The organism is Anaerobium acetethylicum (assembly GCF_900096945.1).
In the GTDB taxonomy this organism is placed as follows: Bacteria; Bacillota; Clostridia; order Lachnospirales; family Lachnospiraceae; genus Anaerobium; species Anaerobium acetethylicum.
This window is the reverse complement of record NZ_FMKA01000008.1, coordinates 39,326-65,937: the sequence shown is the minus strand read 5'-3', so window position 1 is coordinate 65,937 and position 26,612 is coordinate 39,326. Positions and strand designations below refer to the sequence as shown.

21 protein-coding genes are annotated in these 26,612 nt (G+C 46.1%); 4 read left to right on the top strand and 17 right to left on the bottom strand.

Going from position 1 to position 26,612, the window contains the following annotated elements; all coding sequences use genetic code 11:
• Positions 1 to 23: 23 nt before the first annotated feature.
• The 16 genes from BJR36_RS08630 to BJR36_RS08555 form a co-directional block, all read right to left on the bottom strand.
• Entirely contained in the window at positions 24 to 2,549 is a 2,526-nt protein-coding gene (locus tag BJR36_RS08630) for a glycyl radical protein (protein WP_091232832.1), read from the bottom strand.
• A 225-nt stretch (positions 2,550 to 2,774) separates the two neighbouring features.
• Positions 2,775 to 3,830 (bottom strand): peptidylprolyl isomerase, encoded by a 1,056-nt coding sequence (locus tag BJR36_RS08625; RefSeq protein ID WP_091232829.1) that lies wholly within the window; start codon positions 3,828 to 3,830, stop codon positions 2,775 to 2,777.
• A 4-nt stretch (positions 3,831 to 3,834) separates the two neighbouring features.
• On the bottom strand, positions 3,835 to 4,098 hold the full coding sequence (locus tag BJR36_RS08620; protein WP_091232826.1) for a glyoxalase: 264 nt from the start codon (positions 4,096 to 4,098) through the stop codon (positions 3,835 to 3,837).
• On the bottom strand, positions 4,091 to 4,927 hold the full coding sequence (locus BJR36_RS08615) for an HAD family hydrolase (RefSeq protein WP_091232822.1): 837 nt from the start codon (positions 4,925 to 4,927) through the stop codon (positions 4,091 to 4,093). The genes BJR36_RS08620 and BJR36_RS08615 overlap by 8 nt, the downstream gene beginning before the upstream one ends.
• Before the next feature lies 1 nt (position 4,928).
• Positions 4,929 to 5,597, bottom strand: a complete 669-nt coding sequence (locus tag BJR36_RS08610; RefSeq protein WP_091232819.1) for an HAD family hydrolase — start codon at positions 5,595 to 5,597, stop codon at positions 4,929 to 4,931.
• A 99-nt stretch (positions 5,598 to 5,696) separates the two neighbouring features.
• Positions 5,697 to 8,723 carry a glycosyltransferase family 2 protein gene (locus tag BJR36_RS08605; RefSeq protein ID WP_091232816.1) on the bottom strand — a complete coding sequence of 1,009 codons (3,027 nt, stop codon included), beginning with the start codon at positions 8,721 to 8,723 and terminating at the stop codon, positions 5,697 to 5,699.
• Between the two features lie 2 nt (positions 8,724 to 8,725).
• Entirely contained in the window at positions 8,726 to 10,744 is a 2,019-nt protein-coding gene (locus tag BJR36_RS08600; RefSeq protein ID WP_091232813.1) for an oxygen-binding di-iron domain-containing protein, read from the bottom strand.
• A gap of 71 nt (positions 10,745 to 10,815) precedes the next feature.
• Positions 10,816 to 11,430, bottom strand: a complete 615-nt coding sequence (locus BJR36_RS08595; RefSeq protein WP_091232811.1) for a Maf family protein — start codon at positions 11,428 to 11,430, stop codon at positions 10,816 to 10,818.
• A gap of 638 nt (positions 11,431 to 12,068) precedes the next feature.
• Positions 12,069 to 12,923, bottom strand: a complete 855-nt coding sequence (locus BJR36_RS08590) for a DUF4097 family beta strand repeat-containing protein (RefSeq protein WP_091232808.1) — start codon at positions 12,921 to 12,923, stop codon at positions 12,069 to 12,071.
• Complete coding sequence (locus tag BJR36_RS08585; protein WP_091232806.1) at positions 12,920 to 13,603, bottom strand: LiaF transmembrane domain-containing protein; 684 nt, start codon at positions 13,601 to 13,603, stop codon at positions 12,920 to 12,922. The genes BJR36_RS08590 and BJR36_RS08585 overlap by 4 nt, the downstream gene beginning before the upstream one ends.
• Before the next feature lie 169 nt (positions 13,604 to 13,772).
• Positions 13,773 to 15,215 (bottom strand): MocR-like pyridoxine biosynthesis transcription factor PdxR, encoded by a 1,443-nt coding sequence (pdxR, locus tag BJR36_RS08580; protein ID WP_091232804.1) that lies wholly within the window; start codon positions 15,213 to 15,215, stop codon positions 13,773 to 13,775.
• A gap of 90 nt (positions 15,216 to 15,305) precedes the next feature.
• Positions 15,306 to 16,154 (bottom strand): DUF2225 domain-containing protein, encoded by an 849-nt coding sequence (locus BJR36_RS08575; RefSeq protein WP_091232801.1) that lies wholly within the window; start codon positions 16,152 to 16,154, stop codon positions 15,306 to 15,308.
• A 12-nt stretch (positions 16,155 to 16,166) separates the two neighbouring features.
• Positions 16,167 to 17,831 carry a glutamine--tRNA ligase/YqeY domain fusion protein gene (locus tag BJR36_RS08570; RefSeq protein ID WP_091232798.1) on the bottom strand — a complete coding sequence of 555 codons (1,665 nt, stop codon included), beginning with the start codon at positions 17,829 to 17,831 and terminating at the stop codon, positions 16,167 to 16,169.
• A 114-nt stretch (positions 17,832 to 17,945) separates the two neighbouring features.
• The gene (locus tag BJR36_RS08565) at positions 17,946 to 18,581 is read right to left on the bottom strand and encodes a response regulator (RefSeq protein WP_091232795.1); all 636 of its coding nucleotides are present in this window, start codon (positions 18,579 to 18,581) and stop codon (positions 17,946 to 17,948) included.
• Positions 18,582 to 18,694: 113 nt separating this feature from the next.
• Positions 18,695 to 19,621, bottom strand: coding sequence for a thioredoxin-disulfide reductase (gene trxB, locus BJR36_RS08560; RefSeq protein WP_091232793.1), 927 nt, complete (start codon positions 19,619 to 19,621; stop codon positions 18,695 to 18,697).
• A 242-nt stretch (positions 19,622 to 19,863) separates the two neighbouring features.
• The gene (locus BJR36_RS08555; protein ID WP_091232788.1) at positions 19,864 to 20,184 is read right to left on the bottom strand and encodes a cupin domain-containing protein; all 321 of its coding nucleotides are present in this window, start codon (positions 20,182 to 20,184) and stop codon (positions 19,864 to 19,866) included.
• Between the two features lie 709 nt (positions 20,185 to 20,893).
• On the opposite strand from BJR36_RS08555, the gene BJR36_RS08550 reads away from it, so the two are divergent.
• From BJR36_RS08550 to BJR36_RS08535, 4 genes are all read left to right on the top strand, one after another.
• On the top strand, positions 20,894 to 21,487 hold the full coding sequence (locus BJR36_RS08550; RefSeq protein WP_091232785.1) for an anthranilate synthase component II: 594 nt from the start codon (positions 20,894 to 20,896) through the stop codon (positions 21,485 to 21,487).
• Complete coding sequence (pabB, locus tag BJR36_RS08545; protein WP_091232782.1) at positions 21,480 to 22,844, top strand: aminodeoxychorismate synthase component I; 1,365 nt, start codon at positions 21,480 to 21,482, stop codon at positions 22,842 to 22,844. The genes BJR36_RS08550 and pabB overlap by 8 nt, the downstream gene beginning before the upstream one ends.
• 58 nt (positions 22,845 to 22,902) lie before the next feature.
• Entirely contained in the window at positions 22,903 to 23,697 is a 795-nt protein-coding gene (locus BJR36_RS08540) for an aminotransferase class IV (RefSeq protein ID WP_169823638.1), read from the top strand.
• A 403-nt stretch (positions 23,698 to 24,100) separates the two neighbouring features.
• Positions 24,101 to 25,864, top strand: a complete 1,764-nt coding sequence (locus BJR36_RS08535; protein ID WP_091232775.1) for a tetratricopeptide repeat protein — start codon at positions 24,101 to 24,103, stop codon at positions 25,862 to 25,864.
• A gap of 17 nt (positions 25,865 to 25,881) precedes the next feature.
• On the opposite strand, the gene BJR36_RS08530 is transcribed toward BJR36_RS08535, so the two are convergent.
• On the bottom strand, positions 25,882 to 26,610 hold the full coding sequence (locus BJR36_RS08530) for a response regulator transcription factor (RefSeq protein ID WP_091232772.1): 729 nt from the start codon (positions 26,608 to 26,610) through the stop codon (positions 25,882 to 25,884).
• Positions 26,611 to 26,612 lie beyond the last annotated feature (2 nt).

Here is a 26,612-nt window from a genome sequence, read left to right as displayed (position 1 = left end):
CGCCCGTATCCGTTTTCTCCTGCCTAGAACCCCTGGGTCGTCCTGCTGATAATATCATCCTGAAGCGATCTCGAAAGTGAAGTGAACAGCGCACTGTATCCCGCCACCCTGACCACGAGGCTCTTGTAATTTTCCGGATGCGCCTGGGCATCCAGGAGGGTCTCTCTGCTGACGACATTGAACTGCATATGCATGCCCTTCTGGTCAAAGAATCCCCTGATCAGGGAGGTGAAGTTCTGGAGACCTTTCATTCCTGCCAGCGCCGAAGGATGAAACTTCTGGTTGAAAAGGGTTCCGTTGGATGCGATAAAATGATCCAGACATGCCACCGAGTTGGCAGCGGCGGTAGGTCCCTTGACGTCCCTTCCCGAAGCCGGCCCGACTCCGTCTGCGATTGGCGTGTATGCAAGCCTTCCATCCGGTGTTGCACCGGTCTGGGCGCCAAGGGGGACGTTTGCTGATACCGGATAAAGACCCGCCTGATACTGCCCGCCTCTTGGATTTTTGAATTTTTCAAGTGGTCTGGTATACGAATATGCCACGTCACGGGCAAATGCGTCTACTTCCGGAATGTCATTCCCGTATTTCGGAAGGGCTTCTATTGTTTCCAGCAGCTTCTCGTATTTTTCCTTTTCCGGTCCTGCTGCCAGTCCGGCCACCACCATCCTGTATATGTCGCTGACTTCCTTTTCGCCCACAGGCTTTCCTGCGGCTGCAATGTCACCGGCGATTCTTGCCGTTATTTTTTCCGCCATGCCGCCTTCCATGCCCCTTCCGAAATTGTCTTCAAGGGCTTTCTTTAATTCGGCAAGCGTAAGGCGCTTCTCATCATAGACCAGTCTTTGTATGGCAACAAGAGAGTCAGCCATGTTTGCGATTCCGAATCCCTGAGGGCCCGTGAAGTTATACACGGCTCCGCCCTCCTGAAGGGATTTTCCTCTTTTTATGCAGTCGTCCACCATGCACGACTGGAACGGCAGAGGGCATCTTTCAGCGTGGGCCACATCAATTGCATTATCAGCATTCACCATAAGGCCGATGCAATATTCCGTCTGCTTTTTGTATGCATTATAGAACTTTTCGAATGTATCAAGCTCCTGTATTTCTCCTGTCCTGATGCCGACCTGCACTCCCTGGTCCATGCCGTTGCCAAAAACCAGTTCAAGTGGCCTGCACATGTTGAAGAAAGCGGCATCATGCCAGCCGTCGGTCTTTCCTGCCTTCTGTGGCTCGACGCACCCGATGATGTTATAAGTGCGGGCATCCTGAAGGGTCACTCCCCTGTTTACCAGTGCCGGAATAATCACTTCGTCATTGTAATAGGCCGGGAGGCCGATTCCTGTCCTTGTAAGGATGGCGGCCTTAATCAGAAATTCGTCCGGAGTCCTGTTCCATACGCGTACGGAAAGGGATGGCGCGGGAAGCATGACGTGCATGGAGGCTTCTATGCACATGAACGACAGATCGTTCGTCACGTCATTGCCATCCTCATCCTGGCCTCCTGCAATCAGGTTCTGGAAAAGGCTGTATCCAGCAAAGCCTTCCGCTGATCCCGCATCGCGCACCTTGTTCAGGTCGTTCAGTTTGACCCAGATGCAGTCCATCAGTTCCTGGGCGAATTCCCTTGTTATCTTTCCTGCATCTAAGTCCGCTTTATAGTAAGGATACATATACTGGTCGAAACGCCCCGGAGAAATCGAATGTCCGCTGGATTCCGTCTGCAGAAGCATCTGTACAAGCCAGAATGACTGGCAGGCTTCCCAGAAGCTTTCCGCTCCATGTTCCGGAACCCTGGCACAGTTCATTGCGATGCCGAGAAGCTCTGATTTTCGCTGTTCATCCCTGCAGTTCTCTGCTTCCTTAAGTGCAAGTTCCGCATACCTTCTGGCAAATGTTATGGCAGCCTGGCAGCTTATGATGACCGCATTGAGAAAATGGGACTTTTTCGCATAATCACCATCCGACACCCTGCAGCATGCAAGCTCCGCCTCTGCTTCGGCAATGATGCCCTTATAGCCGACAGCGAGAATCTTTTCATACTGTACAGTCAGGTGTCCGATGCCATTATAGAAGTAATTCCCCGGCGTAAAGATATTGTGCTCCATCGCGAGGAGTGTTTCTGGCGCCATGTATGAGGTCGCAAGTTCTGATGTGGTTTTTCCCTTCCAGTACTGAAAGACTTCATGAAGTGATTTTTTTGTCTCTTCTGATATATAAAAAGGATCTGCACTTCTCGTCTCCACTGTATCGAACTCAGCTTCCAGCCACTCAAAGGAATATTCCGGAAATACCTGGCAGCTTCTCGGCGATTTCGAATTGCTTCCCACTATGAGCTCGTTCCTCCTGATTATAATAGGAAGCTCCTCACAAATCGTCCTGAAGGCTTTTGCTCTCCTCGTGATCACAGGCTCGCCTTCGGTCTCCATATAGGAGCGCGTCAGCAGCACTGCCCTGTCTGCTTCTATTTCTGGCATCTTTTCGTATAAATCATCAACAAGCCCCTGGATTCTTGGACTTTTCTGAATTTCTCCATCATAGTACTTTTTCATCTTCTCGCTCCTTATGGCATGATTCCGGCAGCCGGCAGGCTGTCTTCTTTTGCAGGCTTTTTGTATTATCCTTTTAATTATACCTTTGTTTTATGAATAAGTCAACGCAAAACCAACACAATACAACACCTTCAGTCACAATCAGACACTTTCCGTTTGTTCGGATAAAAAAAGAAGGACCTTACATGTAGGTCCTCCTTTTCTGGCTCATCCGCCTGTGAAGCTTCACGCCCCAAATTTACTATTATAGACATCGAAAAACTCTGTGGTTTCGATTCCGTCTCCACTTTCGAATTCAATCCCGTCCCAGAGCTTGTCGTTAAATTCCGATGGCAGCTCCGCTGTGTAAAAATTATATATTTCATTGAAGGCTTCCGTCTTCCGCTGCTGTGCGATCGTCAGCTTATTCTTGTCGGTCTCTTCTTTGTCATAGCTTACGATGCATTTGAGGATATGATATCCGAACTCGGTCTCGACTATTCCGCTCAGTTCTCCGTCCTCCATATTAAAAGCAGCAGCTTCGAACGTTTCTGACATGGTACCTCTTCCAAATGTATATTCCGTTTCCGAATCTTCATTATATGTCTCTGCAAGCATGGTAAACGCTTCGCCTGCCTGGGCTCTGGCGAGCACCTCTTCAGCCTTTGCCTTTGCAGCCTGTTTCTCATCCAGGCTTAGTTCTGTCCTGCTGCCATCCGCATCAGTTCCATAGTTCTTGATCAGAATATGCTGCACCGTGATGATTCTGGCTTCGTCATCGCTTACTTCCGTATCCACATCTTTAGTAAGTTCTGTATAGACTTTATTTGCCAGTGCATAGTCTGCGTACATTCCGGCAATAATCTCCTCTGTGACATTTAGATATTCTATCTCTTTTTCATCCAGAGTTGCAAAATACTCTTTTGCTGATTCTGCCACAAGGGCTGATTCCTCCTCGCCCAGGGATATTTCCCTGTCCTTCGCCAGAATGGCCATGCTCTTGATCTGGGCCAGCTGAGAGATCACCGATTCTTTCACATACTCTTCAAGAGTCGTTCCTCCGAAATCCTGTTCCCACATCTCCACCCCATATGTGTTTTCATACTGGTTCTGTACGGTGGTCAGATAAACCATGGCTTCAGGAAGGACGCAGACGCTTCCATCGATTTTAAAGACCTCATCATTTGAAAGCCCTGTTGTAAACACGATTTTCGAGCCTGATTTCCCACAGCTCGACACCATCGCTATAACTGCTATGATAGCTGCCACCATTATGAGAAACAGTTTTCTCCTCTGATTCATGCAATTATGCCTCCACGACAAGATATCTGCCGTTCGAAAGCGGAAATACTTCAGCGGATTCTTCAATCTCTTCCAGGGTCATTCCTTCTACGTCCATCCCGTTTTCTTCCCAGTACTCTTTTACTTCCTTCAGTGAAACTAATACGACTGCCATGCAGTCCTGCAAAAATTCATCTGCTTCTTCAAGGCTTTCCGCTACCGGTTCCGGAAACAGCTGTCCCTGCTTTTTCAAAAATACCTTCAGACATTCTTCATCAAATTCATACATCGTTTTTATGACCCTCACTTTCTTCTTTGATCTGTTCCATTTTTTCAAGCAGCGCCTTCAGGACTTTCAGGACCCCGTGGTTTACATTCGTGTCTGCTATATGCTTTGCAGCCGCCTTCACTTCAGGTCTTGCATTCCCGACGGCAAAACTCTCGCCTGCCCTTGCGAACATTCCAATATCATTCAGATTATCGCCAAATACCATTGTTTCTTCTATCGCGATTCCCAGCGTTCTCTGGATTTTCTCAATGGCTGCGCCCTTATCCACTGACAGTTCCATAAAATCCATCCAGTCCTGTCCGGATACGACGACCTTCAGCTTATCATTCCATTTCGGTGAAATCTCTTCTGCGATACTGTCTATATCATCCTTCTTGAAGATTGAAAGCTTGATAATAGAAGACTCTACAGTCAGCACGTCATCCACGATTTCCACAATATATTTATAGCCGTTGACGAGCAGGTCAATGAATTCTTCGTCTTTTGATTCCACATAGAGTGCATCTTTTGCACATGCCACGAACCTGCAGTTTTCCAGCTTTCGCATGTCTTCAACCAGTCCGGCTACAAGTTCCCTTTCAATGGCCACCACATCTATTTCGACGTCCCTGCACACAACATATGCGCCATTCTCGGCAATAAATATCATGTCATGGTCGACCGGTTCAAACAGGCGCCTTACATTGAAGTACTGCCTTCCGCTTGCAGCAGCGAATACAATGCCCTTTTTTTTAAGTTCACAGACGATATCATGCAGTTCTGTGTTAATGTTGTTTTTTCCCTCTTCAACAAGGGTGCCGTCAATATCGGTAGCAACAAGTCTGATCATACTAATTCAAAACTTCCTTTCCTAAAAGCTTCATCAGCTCGGATGGACTGTCTATCACCCAGTCTGCATGATTTTTTTCCAGTTCGTCCCTGTCTCTGAATCCCCAGGTGACGCCCACAGTAAACATGTTGGATCCTTTTCCGGTAATCATGTCCGTATTCGTATCTCCGACATATACGCACTCCCGGGGATCTGCCTGGAATTTTTCTGCAATCATAAGCGCTCCCTGTGGATCCGGTTTTCTTTCTATGCTTTCAGTCTGTCCCTGGACATGGTCAAAATAGTCCTTGCCAAAAAGTTCCTCGATAACCTCCACGGTCCGTTCATGCGGCTTGTTCGACAACACTGCAATCTTGATGCCCATTTCTTTGAGACAGTCCAGAAATTCCAGTATTCCGTCAAATACCGAAACCTTGTACATGCAATGCTCTGCAAGCAGCTTATGATATCTTGCTTCGACCTGGTCAAAGTTTTTCAGTTCCTCATCTCCAACAGCAGCCAGCATCCGCTTAATCAGCTCCTTGACGCCGTCTCCGGCAAATCCCCTGTATCTGCTGACCTCAAGAGGTGCAAATCCCGCCTCCGCAATTGCCAGGTTTCCCGAACATGCAATCGATTCTACTGTATCTGCCAGCGTTCCATCTAAATCAAATATGAACAATTTATACATAATATTCCTCATTTCTAATACTTTAATGGCTATAAACAGCCACTTCTATAATAGTATGAATCCACCCAAATTTCAATACCTATTGCGTTTCCGGCAACTCTATCTGTCGGCAGTCTGAGCGCTTGAAAACCCCTTACGTTCTGCCTTATTCCACCCTCCTGTGCTTCTGAACATCTCAAAAAATGCTCCCACGCGCCATACGCTGAGTATCTGCCTTATCCCAAAATTTTCAGCTATTGCATATCCCGCAAGTACCAGCACTTCTTTCACTGTAAAATACGCAGCTCCCTTTTCTGAAATCATAAGCGAAGACATGGATACGAGAGTCCCCATAAGAATGGTTGTAACAAACAGCAGCAGGGCAATCTCATAGTTCATCATCCCAAGGAAAAATGCTGCTATTGCCATAAAATATCCGCCCATTTCAATCAGGGGCCCGGCCATTTCAAAAATAAAGAAATACGGCATGGCCATGATTCCAGCCCTTCCATAATCGGGATTGAACAGCATTTCCTTATGAAAATACAGGATGTCGATCAGTCCCTTATGCCAGCGGTATCTCTGCTTTCTCAGCACTCCGATCTCTTCAGGTACTTCGGTCCAGCAGTTTGCATTATATGCGTAGCATATCCTGTAGCTTCCGCCCAGCTCCCTGATCGACCTGACAATACGCACGACAAGTTCCATATCCTCGCCAACCGTATCCTTTTCATACCTCTCACTGCTTGTCAGATATCCACCTACCCCCACAACCCTGTCTTTTCTGAAGAGGCCAAAGGCTCCCGAAATGATAAGCAGGCTGTTCAGATAAGCCCATCCAAGCCTTCCACCCATAAAAGAGCGGATATATTCCATCATCTGCACTCTTGCAAGACAGTTCCGGGGAATCCCTGTCTTATTGATCTTTCCTTTTTCGACCTGGCAGCCGTTTATAGGAAAAATGTTCCCTCCCAGTGCCGGTGTCTCCTGGTTCTCATCCAGGGTCATCGCCGCAAGTCTTAAGAGCGCTTCCTCCTCGATCAGGGAATCCGCATCTATGCCGCAGAAATACTCTTTACTCGAGATGTTGATTCCAGCGTTCAGCGTATCCGCTTTTCCTCCGTTTTCCTTATCCACGACAGTGAATCCCGGCCTTGCAGGATTCCTGTATATACCTCTGACTGGCTTTGTCTTCAGACTGCTTTCAAACATGTAGTCCACCCTGATAAGATTGAAATAGCGTATCAGGGTCTGCAAAGTATCATCTTTCGATCCGTCATTCACAATAATCAGTTCATAATCGGGATATTTGAGGTTCAGAAGGGAATTTGAACTCTCAATGATCGTCTTCTCTTCGTTATATGCCGGTGCAATGATAGACACGGAAGGAAGCATCTTCTTCTTAAAAAGCATCGAAACATCTTTTACTGCCTGGAGCCTCTTCTGCTTTACCACATTGATATAGGAAAACAGCAGCAGCATCAGATAAGCGATATTAATAGCTGCGGAGTAGAACACAAAACCATAGTTGAAATCCCTGACAAAATGCCGGATCTGATCGTCCAGGGGAAGCGTGCGCAGTGTATCCATATGCCTGACTGCATAGATTAAAAAGGGCCCGGCAGTCATGACTACCAGCAATTCAACAAGATAAGTAGTCAGATTCCTATCCTTCTTTTCTTCCTTTTTCTCAGTTTCAACCATGTACGGGATAATGCCGCACTTTTCAAGAAGCACTCTGTTCAGATAGATGGACAGGGTATGTTCGAGTTCCGGCAGATCTTCTGAGGCCTTCCGGACAATTCTGATCAGCTCGGCTTCAATATCCAAATTTTTATTTTTATTCAGGAAATCAATGATTTCACTGCTTCTTCCAAGCTTCAGAACTTCAAAAATAATCTTTTCGGCCTTTTCCTTGTTCCCTTTTGTCAGCTTCATAATAAAATACTCTATTTTACCAGCCAGAATCCTTGCAAGTTCCCTTCTGGCCACGATATTCTCTGTTTCGGCAAGTGCATCTGCAACAGCATTGATATAGCCCGGGTTCTTCTCAATAATTGCAGATATGGCCTTTGATGCACTTCTGGAAGTCTCTTCCTCCGTAAGCAGGCCAATCAGCCTGACGATCCTGTCCTCTGAGCGGTAGTTCGCCAATGCTCCTACGGCTATATTTTTGATGGTTTGGTCTGCTGATTTCAAATACTTTTCATCGTCCAGAAATGCCGGATAATATTCTGCAAGAATTCTGCAGGCCTTGTAGACCACCTGTCTGTAATTTTCCCCCGAATTGATACTGACCGGAAGCAGGGTATGGCGCCTGCACACATAATTTCCTGGCCGGATTCCCTTGTACCTGCATTTGATTGTTGAACTGCTTCCTACCATCAGACTTCTATGGATGCAGTTTCCGCAGCAATCGACATCAGAGCCGTACATTCGGCTGTACCAGTCCAGCTTCTCCTGTCTCGTATCAATAAGCTGAATCAGATAGTCTTTTACAAGCGCCGAAAAATGCCCGGAAGCAAAATCCACGATCAGCTCGACTATTTCAACCCTGTCGACAGTCATAATCGTCGGGAGATAGTCATTGAACTCACTCCCGAATCCGGCAATCAGCATATTCACCTTTTCCCTGTAAAAACGGTTCGCATTAAACAGCGAAGCTACCATTACACTAATGGAATTGCTGTCCCCGATTTCTGACAGCGAGTTTGCCATATAGAGTTTTACGCTGCTATCCTTTTCCCTGAGCAGACCTAGTTCTAAAGCATGCCTGGCTTTCTCGGTTCCAAGCATCCCAAGTTCCGCGACTCCTCTTATCCTGGTCGTCCTGAAAACACTCTCCGCACGCCTTAGCGCCTTTCTTTCAGCCTTTTTGATATCAAACAGGCCCTTCATCTTTTCACAGCTCTCAGCATCCAGCCTTAGGGACTGCCTCATTTCTGCATAGAAGCTGAAGGGTATTTTTCTGCTTCCTTCCGCATGGTTTTCTGACACAGCCCGAAGGATATACTCCCTGTTTTTACCAAATGTTTGCATCCTACCCTTTTTATAAACTTTATTAATAATCATTGCTGCTGCAATCATAGCATCCGCTAACAGTATAACAGTTACGATGTTCAGCCATATAGTAGTATTCAGGTCCATTTCTAGCGCTCCCTTGCAATGGTTCTCTTCACGATTCCCATAAGTTCCGTTACCATGAATGGTTTTTTGAGATAATGGCTTACCTCAAGTTCAAAAGCCCTCCTGACGGTGTCTTCACTTTTCAGATGGGAGACTATCACGTAAGGAATGTTCTTTGTATGGGATTGGGCCAGGAGATTTTCCCGGACCAGCAGTCCATCCATTTTTGGCAGCATGATTTCTGATATGATAAGGTCTACATTCTTCTTTGATGCAAGATCGACGGCTTCAGAACCGTCGTTGGCTGTATAGACGCCGTACCCCATATTTTCCAGCTGATTCTTAATGACATCCATTACCACAGTGTCCTCATCCACGAGAAGTATATTTACACCCTTGGTTATGAGGGAGGCATCCGCCTTATGGCCGCATACAATATTCCGGCCAAGGATTTCGGCCTGCCTCACACGTGCTACTGCTTCCCGGAAGAACAACGCCTCCGGATTGTTTGCATATTTGATTTCCTCACGCATCTCATCAAAACATACAACCCCTATGGATACAGTTATCTTTTCAATGAATTTTTCCGATGAGGCAACGGCGTTCCTTATCTGCTCTGCAAATCTCAACGACGATTCTTTCTCCGACTGCGGGGTGTACAGGGCAAAGGATCCATCCTGAAGCCTGAAATCGGTTGTAAGGTCATTCTGCATTTCTTCAATCATATAGGCCAGATTTCTGTAAACCTGCTCCACTTCGCTTTCACCGTATTCATAACTGATTTTCGAAATATTATCAACTCTGATGATCATCAGTCCTGGATTCTGCAGGGATTCCTGCAGAATCAGATCTCTGATTTCATGGGTCAGATACTTTTTGAGGAATTCAAAATTATAGAATTTCGTCACCGGACATCTTGTAAGCTTGTCCTCAGCCTCATGGAGGCTGCCTTGCAGCCTGTCATTTACCTCCTTAAGAAGCTGGTTTTCCTTGTTAAGGTTCTCCATCTTCTGCTCGTTGGCCTTGAAGTTGCTGTCGAATACGGGCGGCATCTGGATATCATATTCTTTGGCAAGCGCCTTCATGTAGGGCTCAATTACAATTAGCCATGAAAGCCCATTTTTTGCCAGGACTTTTTCAAAGATCCTGTTCAGCAGCACATCTCCAGTGTTATTGGAATCGATGACCTCCAGCTTCTCATTCACCCTCATTTCAAGTTCCCTGGTCATCTCGAGGACCTCTTCCCTGCTGTAGATGGATGCATATCTGATCAGGATTGCGCTGCAGATGGCATGGTATCCCCCAGCAACCGTCAGCTCCTTTTTAATCGGATCCAGTAAGCTTCCGCAGTCAAGATCCCGCAGAATCCTGATGTACTTCTTCACATCCCTGTTAATGATGGAGCCGTGCTGTGGCGCTATCATATTGAGTTCCATCTCCATCATCATAGACATGACGGGCCTGAGTATCCTGTTCGACGGCATATAGTGCTCGTGAAAAGCTTTCATGCCTTCGACATAATCATCGCCCGCATACAGGCTCCAGCTTTTTGAAAAAGCACCAAAAAGATCGCTTGAAAAAAGAGTCCCTGACTGCCTGTCATAAGTCGCAATAGATCCTGCAAAATGCAGATACGGCGTCTGGACAAACTCCAGGACTCTTCCGGAAGCCAGAGTCAGCATGAACCTGTTCTTATTGACAATGTAGAAATCTGATTTTATCCCATAATAGACAAGGAGCGTGCTGGTCCTCCAATGGGTCACGATCTGGAAGCGGCAGCCCTTTGCTTCAAATAGAGGAACGCTAGCGCAGAAATCAGGATCCTGATGATGCAGAATCACATATTTGATTTTTTCAAGGGGCACAACAGAGCACACATTTTCATAAACCGCTTCGAAATCAAGCACGGACCCCGGATCTATCAGGACCGCCTCATCACCGTCAACGATAAGATAAGGGTTGCACTGCAGATTCTCTTCAAGATTGCCTCCCACCCAGTATATGCCTTTAGAAATTTCAACTGCTCCCGTTCCGTTTCTCATCCTGTTCCTACTCCTCCTGTTCTTTCATCCTTGTAGCTGGTGTACCTGTCAAAGCGGATAGACGCAATCTGCTAAAACTGCCTGCCTGACAAGGTTAAATCAAAACCAGCTTTCTTAAGCTCCTGGTATAGCCTGGCCAAAGGAAGGCCTACCACATTGTTGTAATCACCATCAATTTTCTGTATGTATACTGCAGACAGACCCTGTATTCCATAAGCACCTGCCTTGTCCATCGGTTCTCCGGTCCTCACATACCCCTTTATTTCTTCCTCTGTCATGGGATACATGGTAACTGATGTCGCCTCGGAAAAAGTGATGTACTCTCTCTGGCTGTCTGTCCTGATTATCACCGTCACCCCTGTGTAGACCTGATGTGTCCTGCCCTGCAGGTTTGAAAGCATGCGGACCGCATCTTCCTCATCCTTCGGTTTTCCAAGAATTTCCCCATCGATTGCCACTACGGTATCGGCTCCGATTATGATCGCCGGGCCCAAGACCCTGGCTTCTATTTCTCCAGCCTTCTGTCTGGATAATTCCTCAACTTCCTTGTCCGGAATTTTTGTTGTTATAATTTCCTCTCCCACACTGGGAATAATTTCAAAAGATGCTCCTGCCTGTTCAAGAAGATCCTTCCTTCTTGGGGAAGCAGATGCAAGAATGATTCTTATATTGCTTTCTATATGCATGGAAATCCCCTTTCATTTGATGAACAGCGCTCAACCCTATTAGTATACCACCATTTTTTTCATTTGCACTATCTTTTTTAGTGTTTGCACGATCCTTCGCCGAGCCTGCTGGGAACGTTTTTACTATATAGGAAATTCGAGGAATTTTCTATATACACTCACCTGCCAAATTGATTTAGCTTCCCAGATTCGGACCTCAAATTCCCCAGTTCCCATGAACCAAAGGACGTATATCCCCCCTCCTATAACCTTCAGCCTAGTCCATCTGCACATTCGCCATCCAACACGCAGTGATGCAAAACATAATTCAATGAGCAGCTTTATGAAGACGATGATACGTCTTCATCTAAGCGTTCCCCCCTCCTGTAACCTTCAGCCTAGTCAATTTTCACATTCGCCATCCAACACGCAGTGATGCAAAACATGATTCAATGAGCAGCTTTATGAAGACGTTGGTACTTAGGCCGCGTACTTTGCGGCCTTACGTACCACTACGTCTTCATCTAAGCGAGAGCGCGCTGCGAATGAACATGTTTTGCATCACGTCCTGTTTCGCGAAACCTGTGCAAATTGACACCCCACCCTATAAATCAAAAACCGGACCATCATACCGGTCCGGTCTTTGAGCTAATATCCTGCTATTCTGTTTCAGTAAATTTTACACTGACCTCTCCAATTCCTCCATTGATATTCAGTGTGTTTTCTGCAGATGAATCGCCTGCCTTCATGTCATCCTGCTTCTCACCGTCCAGATAAATCTCACCGATTCCGCGCTCAACGGAAATATCGTAATCCTCGCGGTTTCCTTCTATCCTGATATCGATTTCTCCGACTCCGCAGTCCACGTCGTTTTCTCCGGTCATAATGCCCTCAATTGATATGTCGCCGACGCCGCAGTTCAGGTTCACATTTCCCAGAACCACATCGATAAAGGAAAGCTCGCCTACACCTGCATCAATATCTGTCCTTCCACTCTTTACACCTATGACGTCGCAGTCTCCGGCGCCAAGCTTCAGTTTCAAAAATCCGCAAGCGACATCCTGCATGATCAGATCACCAAAGCCGTTCTCTATCTCCAGGCTTTCTACTTCAAACTTTTCAGGAACTGTTACGGTGATTACTGCATCCTTGAATTCATCATCGCCTCCGAAAAACTTTCCGGCCCAGTTGTAATTGCCTCCCGTATTCGTTATGACAAGAATTCCTGAATTTGAAACCCTGCTGGAAAATCTGCTGCTTGCTCCGTCAGCTTCCACAAGGAAGCCGTCACCGGATTTTATGACAAGCCGGCCATAGGAACTTTCAATCTTTATGCCTTCGATTCCATCTTCTTCATATGCTTCTGAAAAATTTTCCGTCGTTTTTCCGTCGCCGCCCGTAAGACCGTTAATAAAGAATCCTGCAAGATTCACAATGCCGCCAATGATGGTGGCTGTAAGTGAAATTGCAAATACGATTGCTACTACCTTGATTGCTTTCTGGAAACCGGTCATTTTATATCAATCCCCCCAAACATGCATGTGGCATTCACGAAGACCGTCGGTGCTGACGGCTCGATAGAAGCCATTGATTTGTTGGATACGCCCCCAAAAACTGGTACTGACGAAACCTTCACCTTCACATTTGCCGGCACGAAGATATCTGCGCCCCCAAAAATGGCAGTTGCATGGATCAGCACATCATGGTCAATCACCGCTTCCCTCAGATCCAGAGTCACACCGCCAAAAATCGCATTGATGTCAGCGCCGTTGAACTGCTGGTTGCGGAAATTGGCCTTTCTTTCTCCAAATACCGCTGTAAGCTCTGAATCAGCCTGTTCAAAATGCGACGCCACATTTGGCGGTATCTGATTCCTTTTTCCGGTGCTCCTGAAAATGAATCCCAGTCCGATTATGACGAAAATAACAGGAACTATCATGGCTCCTATGATGTCCCAGTTCACGATTCCCTGTGCCGCCATAAGCATCAGCACACCGAGGACGATTCCAACTACCGTTGATGTTTTCGGACCATTCTGTACCAGGCTGATACAGCAGGGCACAATGATGAACAACGTCCACCAGCCTGCAAAAAACAATCTGAAATCCCATAATTCAAGGGCATTTCCCGCAAAACCGATACCCACTACAATAAATGCGATTCCCCATAATATATTAGACATTTTCGTTCTCATACCACAATTCCCCCTATGCTTTTTGACAATATCATCTGTTGTCTGTCATTCATATGAATTTTACTATATTAGATGTCCAATGTCCAGTTACATTTGTCATCGGTCAGGGGGGCCTTCATGTAGGGCGAAATGGTGAAGTTTACACCATTCCTGTGCATCATCCAGCATATTACTGGTCATAGCGTGAACAGTAACCTGCTCTTCCCTGCCTCCAGACTTCTGCTAGTTCACTGACTGCCTCTCTGATTTCATCTTCCTTCAGGTTGGCATAACCCATTATAATTGTAGCCGACTCGCCGGGAGACGATTTGATGTAGTACTCCGAAAGTCCGTAGACCTTGATTTTCCTGCTCGCTGCCCTCTCGATAATCTCTCTTTCCTGAAGACCATTATGGAAGCTTACAAGTATATGGACTCCGGCATTCTCTCCTGATACGGTACAGACCGTACTGAGCTTCTTCATTTCCTGAAGGAGTACATCATGCTTATTTTTATATATGGCTCTCATCTTGTTCAGATGCCGTTCGAAGTATCCCTCGCTTAGAAAGCTGTTGATCAGGGTCTGATCGATTCTGGACACGGTCGAGGTATAAAATTCGCTGTTTTCTCTGTATTTTTCCAGAAGCTTTTCAGGAAGCACCATGTAGCTGACCCTGATTGCCGGTGCGATCGACTTGGAAAATGTTCCTGTATAGATTACCCTGTCATTGGAGTCGAAGCCCTGAAGCGCTGGTATCGGCTTGCCTTTGTAGCGGAATTCACTGTCATAATCATCCTCTATGATATACTTTTCTGATCCTGCGGCTGCCCACCTCAGCAGTTCAAGCCTCCGCTTGATCGGCATGACGATACCCAGCGGATACTGATGGGAAGGCATGACATATGCAATGTCCGCATTGGTCTTTTCAAGCTCTTTGACCAAAATCCCATTCTTATCCATATTTACGGTCACAACCTCATAGGAAAGGCCGGTAAAAGTCCCGTAGGCATGCCGGTATGTGGGGTTTTCCATTGCAATGACATGGTCTTTTCCTATAATCCTGCTTAACAGCATCATCAGATAGTCATTTCCTGCGCCGACAATGATCTGTTCCGGCCGGCATCTGACCCCTCTGGCCTGATGCAGGTATTTACATATGGCAGTTCTGAATTCAGGTTCTCCCTCTGCAGCCCCCGGCTGGAAAAGTTCCTTATTATCATACTGCAGGGTATTTCTTGTCAGTTTCCGCCAGGTATTATAGGGAAAACTGTCCAGATCAATTCCATTTGGAGAAAAATCGATCCTGTAGTCCTCCCTGCGGTCCTTTTTTTCCTGCATGATTTTAACAGGCTCGGAAACTGTTTCCGTAAACTGATATAGTTCATCAATTCCCGATACAAAATAGCCCCTGCAGGGAACAGCCTCTATATATCCTTCCGACATCAGCTGCTCGTAGGCGGCATCCACAGTGCTTCTGCTGATCTGAAGGTGTCTGGCCAGAGCCCTTGTGGATGGCAGCTTCTCATGGAATGAAATACTCCCCCCCTGTATCTCGCCTTTGATATATTCATAAATTTGCTCATATAAAGGCTTACTATCCTTTACATCTATGCTTATTGTCAATTCATTCATGATATTCCCCCGGATTCTGAACAGATAACCCAGACGACTCCCCCGCTTCTAAAAAAAAGCGGGGGAGTCATTATAGTGCTGTCATTAGATTTATCTGCTGCTTCTGATTTTCTGGATCAATGCCTCCTTGAGCTCACAGGCTTTGTCCTTTATCCTTCTGCTGGCGGTTCTGTCTGTGAGGACGGAAGAAACCAGTTTCGACGCCACCTCATAATTTCCTGTATTCATCGCAAGCACAGCAACAAGATATATGGTGGTATGTTCGTCCATTCCGCACATCGGAAAGGATTCCGTTTCAATGGCTCTCCTGAAGCCCTCAAATGCATTCTTGACGAATCTGTTTTCCTCTTCTTCGGACTCCTTTATGATTGCATCATAATTATCAACATAAGTGGGAAGGTGTTCCTTTTTCCCCCTTATAATCCATGCAAGCTTCAGGCAGATATAAGCCTTTTCGCTTGATTTCGCCTTTTTTACCATGGCATTCACAAGAGCCAGCTTGTGGTTTTCAATCGCCTTTTCATAGGTATAGATTTCTTCTGCCTTGGAAGCCGCCTTGAAACGGACGGTGATTTCTTCCTTGATCAGCCTGACCTGCACCGGTGTAAGGGAATTGAAGAATCTTGTCAATGCCGCATACCCGCATTCCGGACATACGACGGCATCATATTTTAGAGGATCCACATTCTGGTATCTGGGCCTCAAATCCATTTCTACTTCAGCAAGCTTGGCCTTGCCCGTCTTCACGGTCTTCGCCCTGAATTCACTGCCGCATGCCGGACACTCGTATCCCTTGTCAAAAATCAGATCTGTCTCCTTCACTACGGGTTTTGCCGTAGGACTTTCAGCAGTCCTTTTTTTCTTTGCTTCCGGGAACAGGATGGCTCCTTCCAATCCTTCAAGTCCGAACTTATCAAGCCCTGATAACAATCCGCTCATCTGTTATGCCTCCTATTTCTGTATTTTGAATGAGCTCTTCAGGGAAACAATCCTGTTGAATACCAGGCTTCCCTCCTTTGAATCTTTTGCATCCACGCAGAAATATCCATTCCTTACGAACTGGAAGCTGTCATATGTCTTTGCCTCCGCAAGAGCCGGCTCCAGATAGCATTCTTTCAATACTGTAAGAGAATTCGGATTAAGATTCAGTTCTCCATCCTCATTTCGTACGCCTTCTTCTTCATTTACGATATTTTCGTAGAGACGGACCTCTGCTTTCACAGCGAATTCTGCCGGAACCCAGTGGATGGTTCCTTTTACCTTTCGTTCTGTAAAACCGGAGCCGCTTCTTGTTGCCGGATCGTAGGTGCAGTGTATTTCAGTTACTTTACCAGTTTCATCCTTTACGAAGCTTTCGCATTTCACAAAATATGCGTTCATCAGACGAACTTCATTGCCAGGAAAAAGCCTGAAATATTTTTTTGGAGGCTCTTCCATGAAATCTTCTCTGTCAATATAGAGTTCCCTGCTGAAAGGAACTTTTCTGCTGCCCATCTCCGGATTTTCCTGGTTATTGGCAACCTCAAAATATTCAACCTGTCCTTCCGGATAGTTGTCGATCACTAATTTGATTGGATCAAGTACTGCCATCATTCTTGGCTTTTTCAGCTTCAGATCTTCCCTGATGCAGTATTCCAGCATTGCGTAGTCTACAGAGCTGTTGCTCTTTGATACGCCTACCAGGTCAACGAACATCCTGATGGATTCCGGCGTAAATCCTCTTCTCTTTAACGCAGCAATCGATACGAGCCTCGGATCGTCCCATCCGTCAACAATGCCGTCTTCAACAAGTTTTTTGATATATCTCTTTCCAGTGATTACATTTGTAAGGTACAGTTTTGCAAACTCGATCTGCTTTGGCGGATTTTCATATTCAAGTTCCTTCACTACCCAGTCATAAAGAGGTCTGTGGTCCTCAAATTCAAGGGTGCAGATGGAATGTGTGATTCCTTCGATGGCATCCTCAATTGGATGTGCGAAATCATACATCGGATAGATGCACCATTTGTCTCCTGTGTTATGGTGGGTCATTCTTGCAACCCTGTAGAGAATAGGATCTCTCATATTTATATTAGGTGAGGACATATCGATTTTTGCCCTCAGCACTTTTTCACCGTCTTTGCATTTGCCATTCTTCATATCTTCAAACAGTTGAAGATTTTCTTCAACGCTTCTGCTTCTGAAAGGGCTGTCTTTTCCAGGTGCCTTCAGCGTCCCTCTGTATTCCCTGATTTCATCCGGAGTAAGGTCACATACATATGCTTTCCCCTTCTTAATCAGTTTGACCGCGCCTTCATACATCTGGTCAAAATAATCAGATGCGAAAAACAGGCGGTCTTCCCAGTCTGCTCCCAGCCATTCTACATCAGCCTTGATTGACTCGACGAATTCTGTCTTTTCTTTTGTAGGATTCGTATCGTCAAACCTTAAATTAAATTTTCCGCCATACTTTTTTGCAAGACCTGCATTCAGGATAATTGATTTTGCATGTCCTATATGAAGATATCCGTTCGGTTCCGGTGGAAATCTTGTGTGCACCGTACTGCAATGACCCTCTTCTAAATCTTTATCGATAATCTGTTCAATGAAATTTTTGGAAACTACTTCTTTTTCCATTGTTTTCCTCCTTGTGCCTCTTTACTTGTCATTCTTGATTGCGCTGCATGGCTGCAGCGCATTTACTCCCTATAATAACACATCATTTAAAATTGTTAAAGAGTAACTATTCCATCATTCCGGCACGTTTTCCGTGAAGGCGCCCATATACTCCTTCAGGAGCATTTTTGTAAACTGGGCTGTCCTAACCGCTTTATCTTCTTCCGGCCTGCCCTTCAGCTCATTGATGCTGCTCTGGATGATGACTGCCATCACCTCGATCACAGCTTCAAGCCTGTCCATCTCGCATGCGGAACGCTCCCTGATTTTTGATGCAATGTCTTCAGATGACAGCTTTTCGTTTCCAAGAAGCACGCCTGCCTGTTCCTTCAGCTTCTTCAGTTCCCTGTACTCCATGCCTTCCCTGACCGGCAAAAGAAGATCCCCTCGCTTCTCCCAGGGCCTGACCACAAATTTGAAGATTCCCTTCATCCCTGATGAATTGATTACATTTTCAAAATATGGTTCTTCAGATATTGCAATCAGAACCGTATCCGGATATATATGCCCTATCATCTCAAGTATTTCCAGTCCGCTGATGACAGGTATATCCAGATCGGCGATTGCCAATGCAATCTCAGTGCTCCTCATAATCTCCAGCGCTTCCATCCCCGAAGATGCGTAAAAACAGTTAAACTCTTCACCTGATATACAGTCTCTGAACTTCTCCGTAACAAGCGGATCATGTTCTACAAACAGAATATTCCTCATGCCTTTTCTCCCCTGATCTTATTATTTCAAACTATTCAGGCATGCATCCTTCAAAACCACAAGGGAGCCTGCATAGTTATTTGTGCTTTTCCTATACTCCCCTTTTATATCGGCTAGAATTCCTCGCTGATGTACCTCTCGACAGAAGATATTGCACATGCTCCATCTCCAGCTGCTGTAATGACCTGTCTGAGACGCTTTGTCCTGACATCCCCTGCGGCAAAAATTCCATTGGCACTTGTGACACAGTCTTCTCCTGATATGATATAACCGCTGCCGTCGCATTCAACGATTCCTTCAACAATCTTTGAATTCGGCTTTGATCCAACTGCGATAAACACTCCATCCACATCATATGCTGTGATTTTTCCGTCCTTGACATTTTTCACGCTGATGGATCCCACTTTTTCCTCCCCTGAAATCTCTTCCAGCGTACTGTTCCAGATCACTTCGACATTCGGGAGACTGAGAAGCTTGTTCTGGAGCACCTTTGCAGCCCTGAACTCATCGCGCCTGTGGACAACGTATACTTTTTTCGATCCCCTTGCCAGGAAGATGGCATCTTCCACTGCGGTATCCCCGCCGCCGATGACTGCTACGGTCTTGTCCCTGAAAAAGGCGCCGTCGCAGGTCGCACAGTAGGAAACGCCCATTCCTGAAAGCCGCGCTTCGCCTTCGGCTCCGAGACGGCTGCTCTGCGCTCCTGTCGCCACGACTATGGTTCTCGTCTTATACATAGTATCATCTGTCAGTACGACCGTCTTAATCTTGTCGGAAGCATCTATCAGCTGGACTTCACCGGTTACGAATTCAGCACCGAACTTGTCTGCATGCTCCCTCATCTTCATTCCCAGATCAAATCCGTTGATTCCCGGAATTCCGAGATAATTGTCGACTTCATAGGTATATACGATCTGCCCCCCGCTCATGGGCTCCTTTTCAATTACGAGCGTATCCATCTGTGCCCTTTTTGCGTAAACCGCCGCTGAGAGTCCTGCAGGACCTGAACCGATTATAATTACGTCATATATAGTTTCCATTTTTGTTTCCTCCTGTCATTCTGCTTTTGTAAGGTTTGGTGATGCTGTTCAGAACCCCTGTGCCGCGAGATGTTTTTATGCTGGTTTTGCATGAACACTTGAGTTCTGCATGCGCAAAATTGCTGGTTCTGCAATTTTTGTGCATCATATGTGACTATGAAGGACATAGTCCTGAATAGTTACGGTTTAGTGATGCTGTATATTACTTTTCACGCTGTGACCAATAACTGCTCAATTCTAAACTATTCAAAATAGTCCGGATGCGGCGCCTTGACAATAAAGAACTCAAGTACACCGTCTGCCACGTTATTGAGATTCATTTTCACTTTATAAGGAATACTGATAATGCTTCCCTTTGTATATTCATTCTCTTCTTCATCTCCAAGCCTCAGTCCCATGGTCCCTTTCACGATGATCAGATAAACGTTCGAATTAGAATAATGTTCCGGAAGCCCCGTATGTCCTTCGAGCACCACATGATTGATCATGACTTTCTCATCTTCAACGATCTTCTCTATAATCTTCTCCTTGCCGATTGTGAATTCATAAGCTTTTTCCAGCATTGCCGCCCCCCCCCTTTCCTTTTGACCCAAATACCCAAAGTCATATTTTTTCATGCAAGCATGAAAAATATGACCTTTTGACTTTTGCTATTTTTCCATGATACCTACGGATTGCTACGCACTTCGTGCTCCCGCAATCCTAAAACATTCGAAATCCGCCCTGTCGGGCTCCTTTCTCATGTTTTGCGGGTCCCAAAGTCATATTTTTTCATGCAAGCATGAAAAATATGACCTTTTGACTTCTGCTATCTTACCATGATACCTACGGATCGCTTCGCACTTCGTGCTCCCGCAATCCTAAAACATTCGAAATCCGCCCTGTCGGGCTCCTTTCTCATGTTTTGCGGGTCCCAAAGTCATATTTTTTCATGCAAGCATGAAAAATATGACCTTTTGACCCTTGGTATCATTATAATTACTATCTGGGGAAAAATCAAATTATTCTGGGATTTGGTTGCGTTCTGATGGTTCCTGTGATAACATATCAAATCATCGGGATAGAAGTTCATTTCCGATGATTTCAAATCAACCATAACAGCAATAAGCATAACAGGGTGTGCCTTTCAATAGAAAGAAGACTGCCGGAAAAGCAGATCTGGAACAATAGAATGTTCCAGGTTTGTTTTTCCGGCATTTTTTATACAAAAGGGCATGTCTTCTGTGTATGAAACCCTTTCATGTTATGCACATGCAGAATAGGAGAAACCCAATGTACCTGATGATTGACAATTATGACTCGTTCGTCCATAACCTGGCTGTCTGTTTCAAGGAACTCGGCCAGGACATCCGAATATTCCGGAACGACTGCCTGACTCTCGACGACATCCGGAGCATGTCTGACCTTGAGGGCATCATCATCTCCCCCGGGCCGAAAAGCCCCACTGATTCGGGTCTGTCCGGAACTATAGTCAGGGAGTTTTTCGGAATCATTCCCATCCTGGGAGTCTGTCTCGGACACCAGGTAATCGGACATGTATCCGGAGCCCTTATTGAAAAAGGCTTCCGTCCCATGCACGGAAAGGTCAGCAGGATATACAACTCAGGAATGCGCCTGTTCCACGGGCTGCCTTCTGAATATCACGTAACCAGGTACCACTCTCTTGTAGTCCGAAGGGACAGCCTTTCCGAGCAGATGGTCGTTGATGCATACGCCGAGGATGGCGCCGTCATGGCCATATCCCACAGGGTACTGCCCGTCTTCGGGGTGCAGTTCCACCCGGAAGCGCTTCTTACCCAGTACGGCCATGAAATACTGGAAAACTTTATTAGGCTGAGCCGGGAATGGAGGTGCCGCAATGACTGACAACACCCTGGTCAGAATGCTGCCTGACTATATGCCTGCAAGCCTGATCTTCAACCTGTTCCATGCTGAGGACGGCGCCGTGTTCCTTGACTCTTCTTCCGGTTCTCCTTCGGAAAGGTATTCGATAATCGGCCTGAATCCCTACCTGTGCCTTGTCCAGAAGGACGGGCAGCTTTCCATAAACGGCACCCCAAGCCAGGAGAATTTCTCCTGCTGCCTCACCCGGCTGCTTCATGAAGGACGCCAGGAAAACCCTACAAGCCTCCCTCTTGTTGCAGGGGCGATCGGCTATTTTTCCTACGACTATGGCATCGGCCTTGAAAATTTCAGGAGCCGCCATGGCAAAGATCCTGATGTCCCGGACTGCATATGGAATTTCTATGACAATTTCATAATAGAGGACCTCACAGAAAGGAAGATTTACATAACCGGGAATGGAATGCTGGAGCCTGCTGAATGCTCCATTACCGGGATCGAAAGGAAGCTTGCATGGGGGATAGACGTGGAAAATCCTGCCACAGAATCGGTCGATCCCTGCGGCGGGATTGTTCCGGACTTCGAAAAGACCGAATACGCAGACACCGTCCAGAAACTGATCGACTACATCATCGAAGGCGATGTCTACATAGCCAACCTGACCCAGCGGTTCCTGATTAAAAGCAGCCTTCATCCCTATGATTTTTTCCGCCGCCTCCGCAGGCAGACACCGTCCCCTTTCGGCGGCTATATGAATTATGGAGACTTCCAGATAGTCAGTGCCTCTCCTGAAAGCTTCTTAAGTCTCAGGAACGGCACTGTAACCACCCGCCCCATAAAGGGCACAAGGAAAAGGGGAGCGACTCCTGCCGAAGACCTTGCCCTGCGCCTTGAACTGGAAAATTCCGAAAAAGACAGAAGCGAACTCCTAATGATAGTCGATCTTGAAAGGAATGATCTGAACCGCATATGTCTGGATAACACGGTCAGGGTTAACGACCTTTTCAGGGTAGAAGAGCACTCCTCCGTCTTCCATCTGACCGCCGAAATCAGCGGCCGCCTGAAACCCGGAATAACGGTAATGGACCTTATCCGCGCGGCATTTCCTGGCGGCTCCATAACCGGAGCACCCAAAATAAGAGCTATAGAAATCATAGACGAGCTTGAACGCACCGGCCGCGGAATCTACACAGGCAGCATGGGCTACATCTCCCTGAGCGGAGACTGTGAGCTCAACATTATCATCCGTACCGCCATATGCAAAAATGGCCACTATCATCTGGGAGCCGGGGGCGGGGTAACCTGCGAATCCGATCCTGATTTCGAACACGAAGAGACGCTGCTGAAAGCCGGATCGGTAATCCGCCCTTTGACATTTTGAAAACATTTTTTATAAAATAAACTTTCCCATGAGACAATATCATACGAGAGGAACAACTATGAACATAAAATTAGACGACGGCTTTTCTTTCGGGCTTGGCGCCTTTGAAACAATCTGCGTATCATGCGGTGTCCCCGTCCTGCTGGATTCCCACCTTGAAAGGCTGAACGGAGCCCTAAAAATGCTTGGTATCGACAAAACCGTGAACAGGAGCACCATATCCGGCTATCTGTCCAAAAATCCCGTCAGTCAGGGAGCCCTTAAAATTTCCGTATCCAGGGAAAACACGATTATTGCCGTAAGAGAAAACCCCTATAACGATTCCGATTACACAAAGGGCTTTTCCTTAGTTGTAAGCGAAACCCTGCGAAATGAGACTTCCCCTCTGACCTATATAAAGTCCCTGAATTATGCGGAAAACATCCTGGAAAAACGCAAGGCCGCTTCCCTGGGCTATGAGGAAGCGCTCTTTTTCAACACAAGGGGCGCCCTTGCTGAAGGCTCTTCCACAAACATCTTTTTGCAAAAGGGGAACCGGCTCTATACCCCGGCCCTCTCCTGCGGGCTTCTGAACGGCACCATCAGGAAATATATCCTGGAACGGTATCCGGTCCAGGAGACCTGCATATATTCCGCAGAACTGGCGGCTTATGACGAGGTATTCGTCACCAATTCCCTGCTGGGGATCATGCCGGTCACCGGAATCACCTTCAGAAACGGAGATGCTACAGGCTCCGTGAAACATCCACAATCTGCTGAACGTCGGGATTCAGGGGAATATTCGTTCAATTATGCCGGGCGCGAAACAGCCATGGAAATACTGGACGAATACCATGCATATATCCGCAGGTAACAATCCTGGAAATTTTCTGTTTATTCTTTAACCATAATAGTTACTGTTCACATTTCATCCGGCGCAAGGTGTTTTTGTGAGTGTAGCGAAGCGAAAGTCACATAAAACCCGGGGATTGCAGCGCGAAATGGTGTATTTCAACCATTTCTGTGCATCGCGCAGCGTGTTACTGGTCACAGAGTGAACAGTAACCCATAATAAAGTCCCGAATCGTCCTGACAGGGTTAGAGATTGACACATTGAAAAAGAAATGCTATTATTTCATACAGTAGAAATAAGATTGAAATAACCTTTATAATGACAAAGGTGTCTGAAATGTATATATACATGTTCAGGCACCTTTTTTTATATCATATAAACGTCCTACGATATGAAAACGCACTGCAGAAAGGGATGATTACCAATGTCAATCATTGAAAAATTTTTAGATTACTATACAAAGAAGGCGGATTTCTACAGGGAAAGCGCCAAGATATGTGCCCAGATATGTGAAACCAATATGGAGCAGATGGGTATCCGCGGAATTGTAACAAGCCGTGCAAAAAAAGTGGAACGGCTCAGGGATAAACTCGAAAAAAGAAGCAAAAAAAAGAACTACTGCTCCCTCGAGGATATCACTGAGGATATTATTGATCTGGCCGGCGTCAGGATAGCGCTTTATTTCCCTGGCGACCTTAAGAAAGTCCAGAATCTCATCGAATCTACTTTCCAGATAATCGAATGCAAGGTATTTCCTGAATTTTCGAAATACAAAGAAGATCAGGGAAAGGAATACAAAAAACGCTTTTCCGGCTATTGGGCCACTCATTACAGAGTTTATCTGAAAGAAAGCGACCTGTCGGGAGATCTGATGAAATATTCCAATACGATCATCGAAATCCAGATTGCCTCCGCCCTGATGCATGCCTGGGCCGAAGTCGAACATGACCTGGTATACAAGCCTTTCAGCGGTGAGTTGTCCTATGAAGAATATCAGATACTGGATGAACTGAACGGCCTGATTCTGGCAGGCGAAATCGCCCTTGAACGGCTTCAGAAGGCCGTAAAGAACAGGGTAAGCCAGGCTGGTCAGGAATTCAACAACCATTACGAGCTTGCAATGTTCCTCTATAACAGGCTGGGATCTGCATCAGATAATCCCAACAGTGAGGCCATTTTAGGCCGAGTGGATCTGCTTTACAACTGCCTGAAATACACCCGGTATAACAAACCGGAAAACCTCATGGAAATTCTGTCCGATATCGACCCGGATATCCAGAACAGCACCATAGTCGACCAGCTAATCGAAAAAATGGGGAAACTGAATCCGGCACTTTATGAAAGCTTTTTCCACATGAAGCAGGGCGAAGAATTGAAATATCAGTTGGAAACCCTCCGGATGAACCGCGAAAACGGAAACCGTCAGGGCGAAGCGAACACCCTGGCAAACATCGGCTACCTGTATCTCTCAAAGGAAAATTACGACGAGGCAACCAGCTACTTTACAAAATCGGTTGAAATCAACCACGAAATCGGCGGCATACAGGGGGAGGCAAACCAGCTGCTGAATCTCGGCTCAAGCCACCGATTGAAAGGCGATTTGGACAAATCACTGGAATTCTGCGATTCTGCCCTCGCACTTCACATGCGCATCAACTACAAACAGGGACAGGCAAACGCTCTCGGTATGATCGGAAACATTTTTTCCGATAAAGGTGATTTTGACAGAGCTGCAGGATATTATAAAGACGCCCTCGCCATCTACAAAGAAACAAGCTATAAAATAGGAGAGGCCACCCAGCTGAGCAATCTGGGCAGCCTGTTTTTCAAGCAGAATGATCTGGACATAGCTCTCGGGTATTGTAACAGAAGCATCGGTCTTTATTCCGAATGCGATTACAAGCAGGGCGAAGCCGATACCCTGTGTCTTGCCGGCAAAATTTATCTTAAGAAAAATATGCCGGACGAGGCACTTATCTATTTTAAAAAGGCGCTTTCCATACAGGAAGATGCGGGGAGCCAGAAAAACAAAACAAGCACTCTGATGATGCTCGGGAAGATCTATAAGGACAAAGGAGACTGCGAACAGGCGCTTCACTTCTATAATGAAGCGCTCATTATCAGCCGGAATATCGGATATAAGAACGGCGAGTCCGAAGCTCTCAAAAATATTGAGTTCCTGAATTAGTCTGTTATCCTCTTTTCTTAAATCGTCTTCCGGAACTCCGAAGGACTCATGCCAGTTATCTTCTTAAAAACTTTAGAAAAATATTTTTCATCTTTAAACCCGACCTTATAGGCCACCTCGTAGGTTTTCAAGCCATAATCCCTTAAAAACAATTTCGCCCTTTCCACACGGTACTGATTCAGATACTCTATAAATCCACTATGCTCATACTTTGTAAATAAGGTGGAAATATAGGGAGCCGTCACTTTTGCATTCTCTGCAACCATGGCAAGGGAGAGATCCTCTTTGTAGTGCTCGGTTATGTACCTTTTCGCAGCTTCAATGATCGGATTTGTCTCTTCCTCATCCCCTTCACCTGGGGATTCCTCTTCTTTTATATTCAGCACTTCCTTGATTTTTTTGATGATCTCATCCGGTCTGCATGGCTTCAGTATATAGTCAAGGGCACCTAACCGGATTGCCTTCTGCGCGTATTCGAATTCATCATATCCGCTCAGGATGATCGTTTTCGGGCACACTTTTGCCGCGATGGCTTCAGCCATGACCTCGAATCCATTCTTGACCGGCATCTGCACGTCCAGCAGCATGACATCTGGCCTGTATTTATAAATCATTTCAAGCGCTTCTTCGCCATTCTCCGCCGTATAGATATTTCCCAGCCACTCCGCATTGAGATGAATATAGGTGTATATTCCATTGCGAATTTTTGCTTCATCATCCACAATCAACAGTATCGGTTTTCCCATAA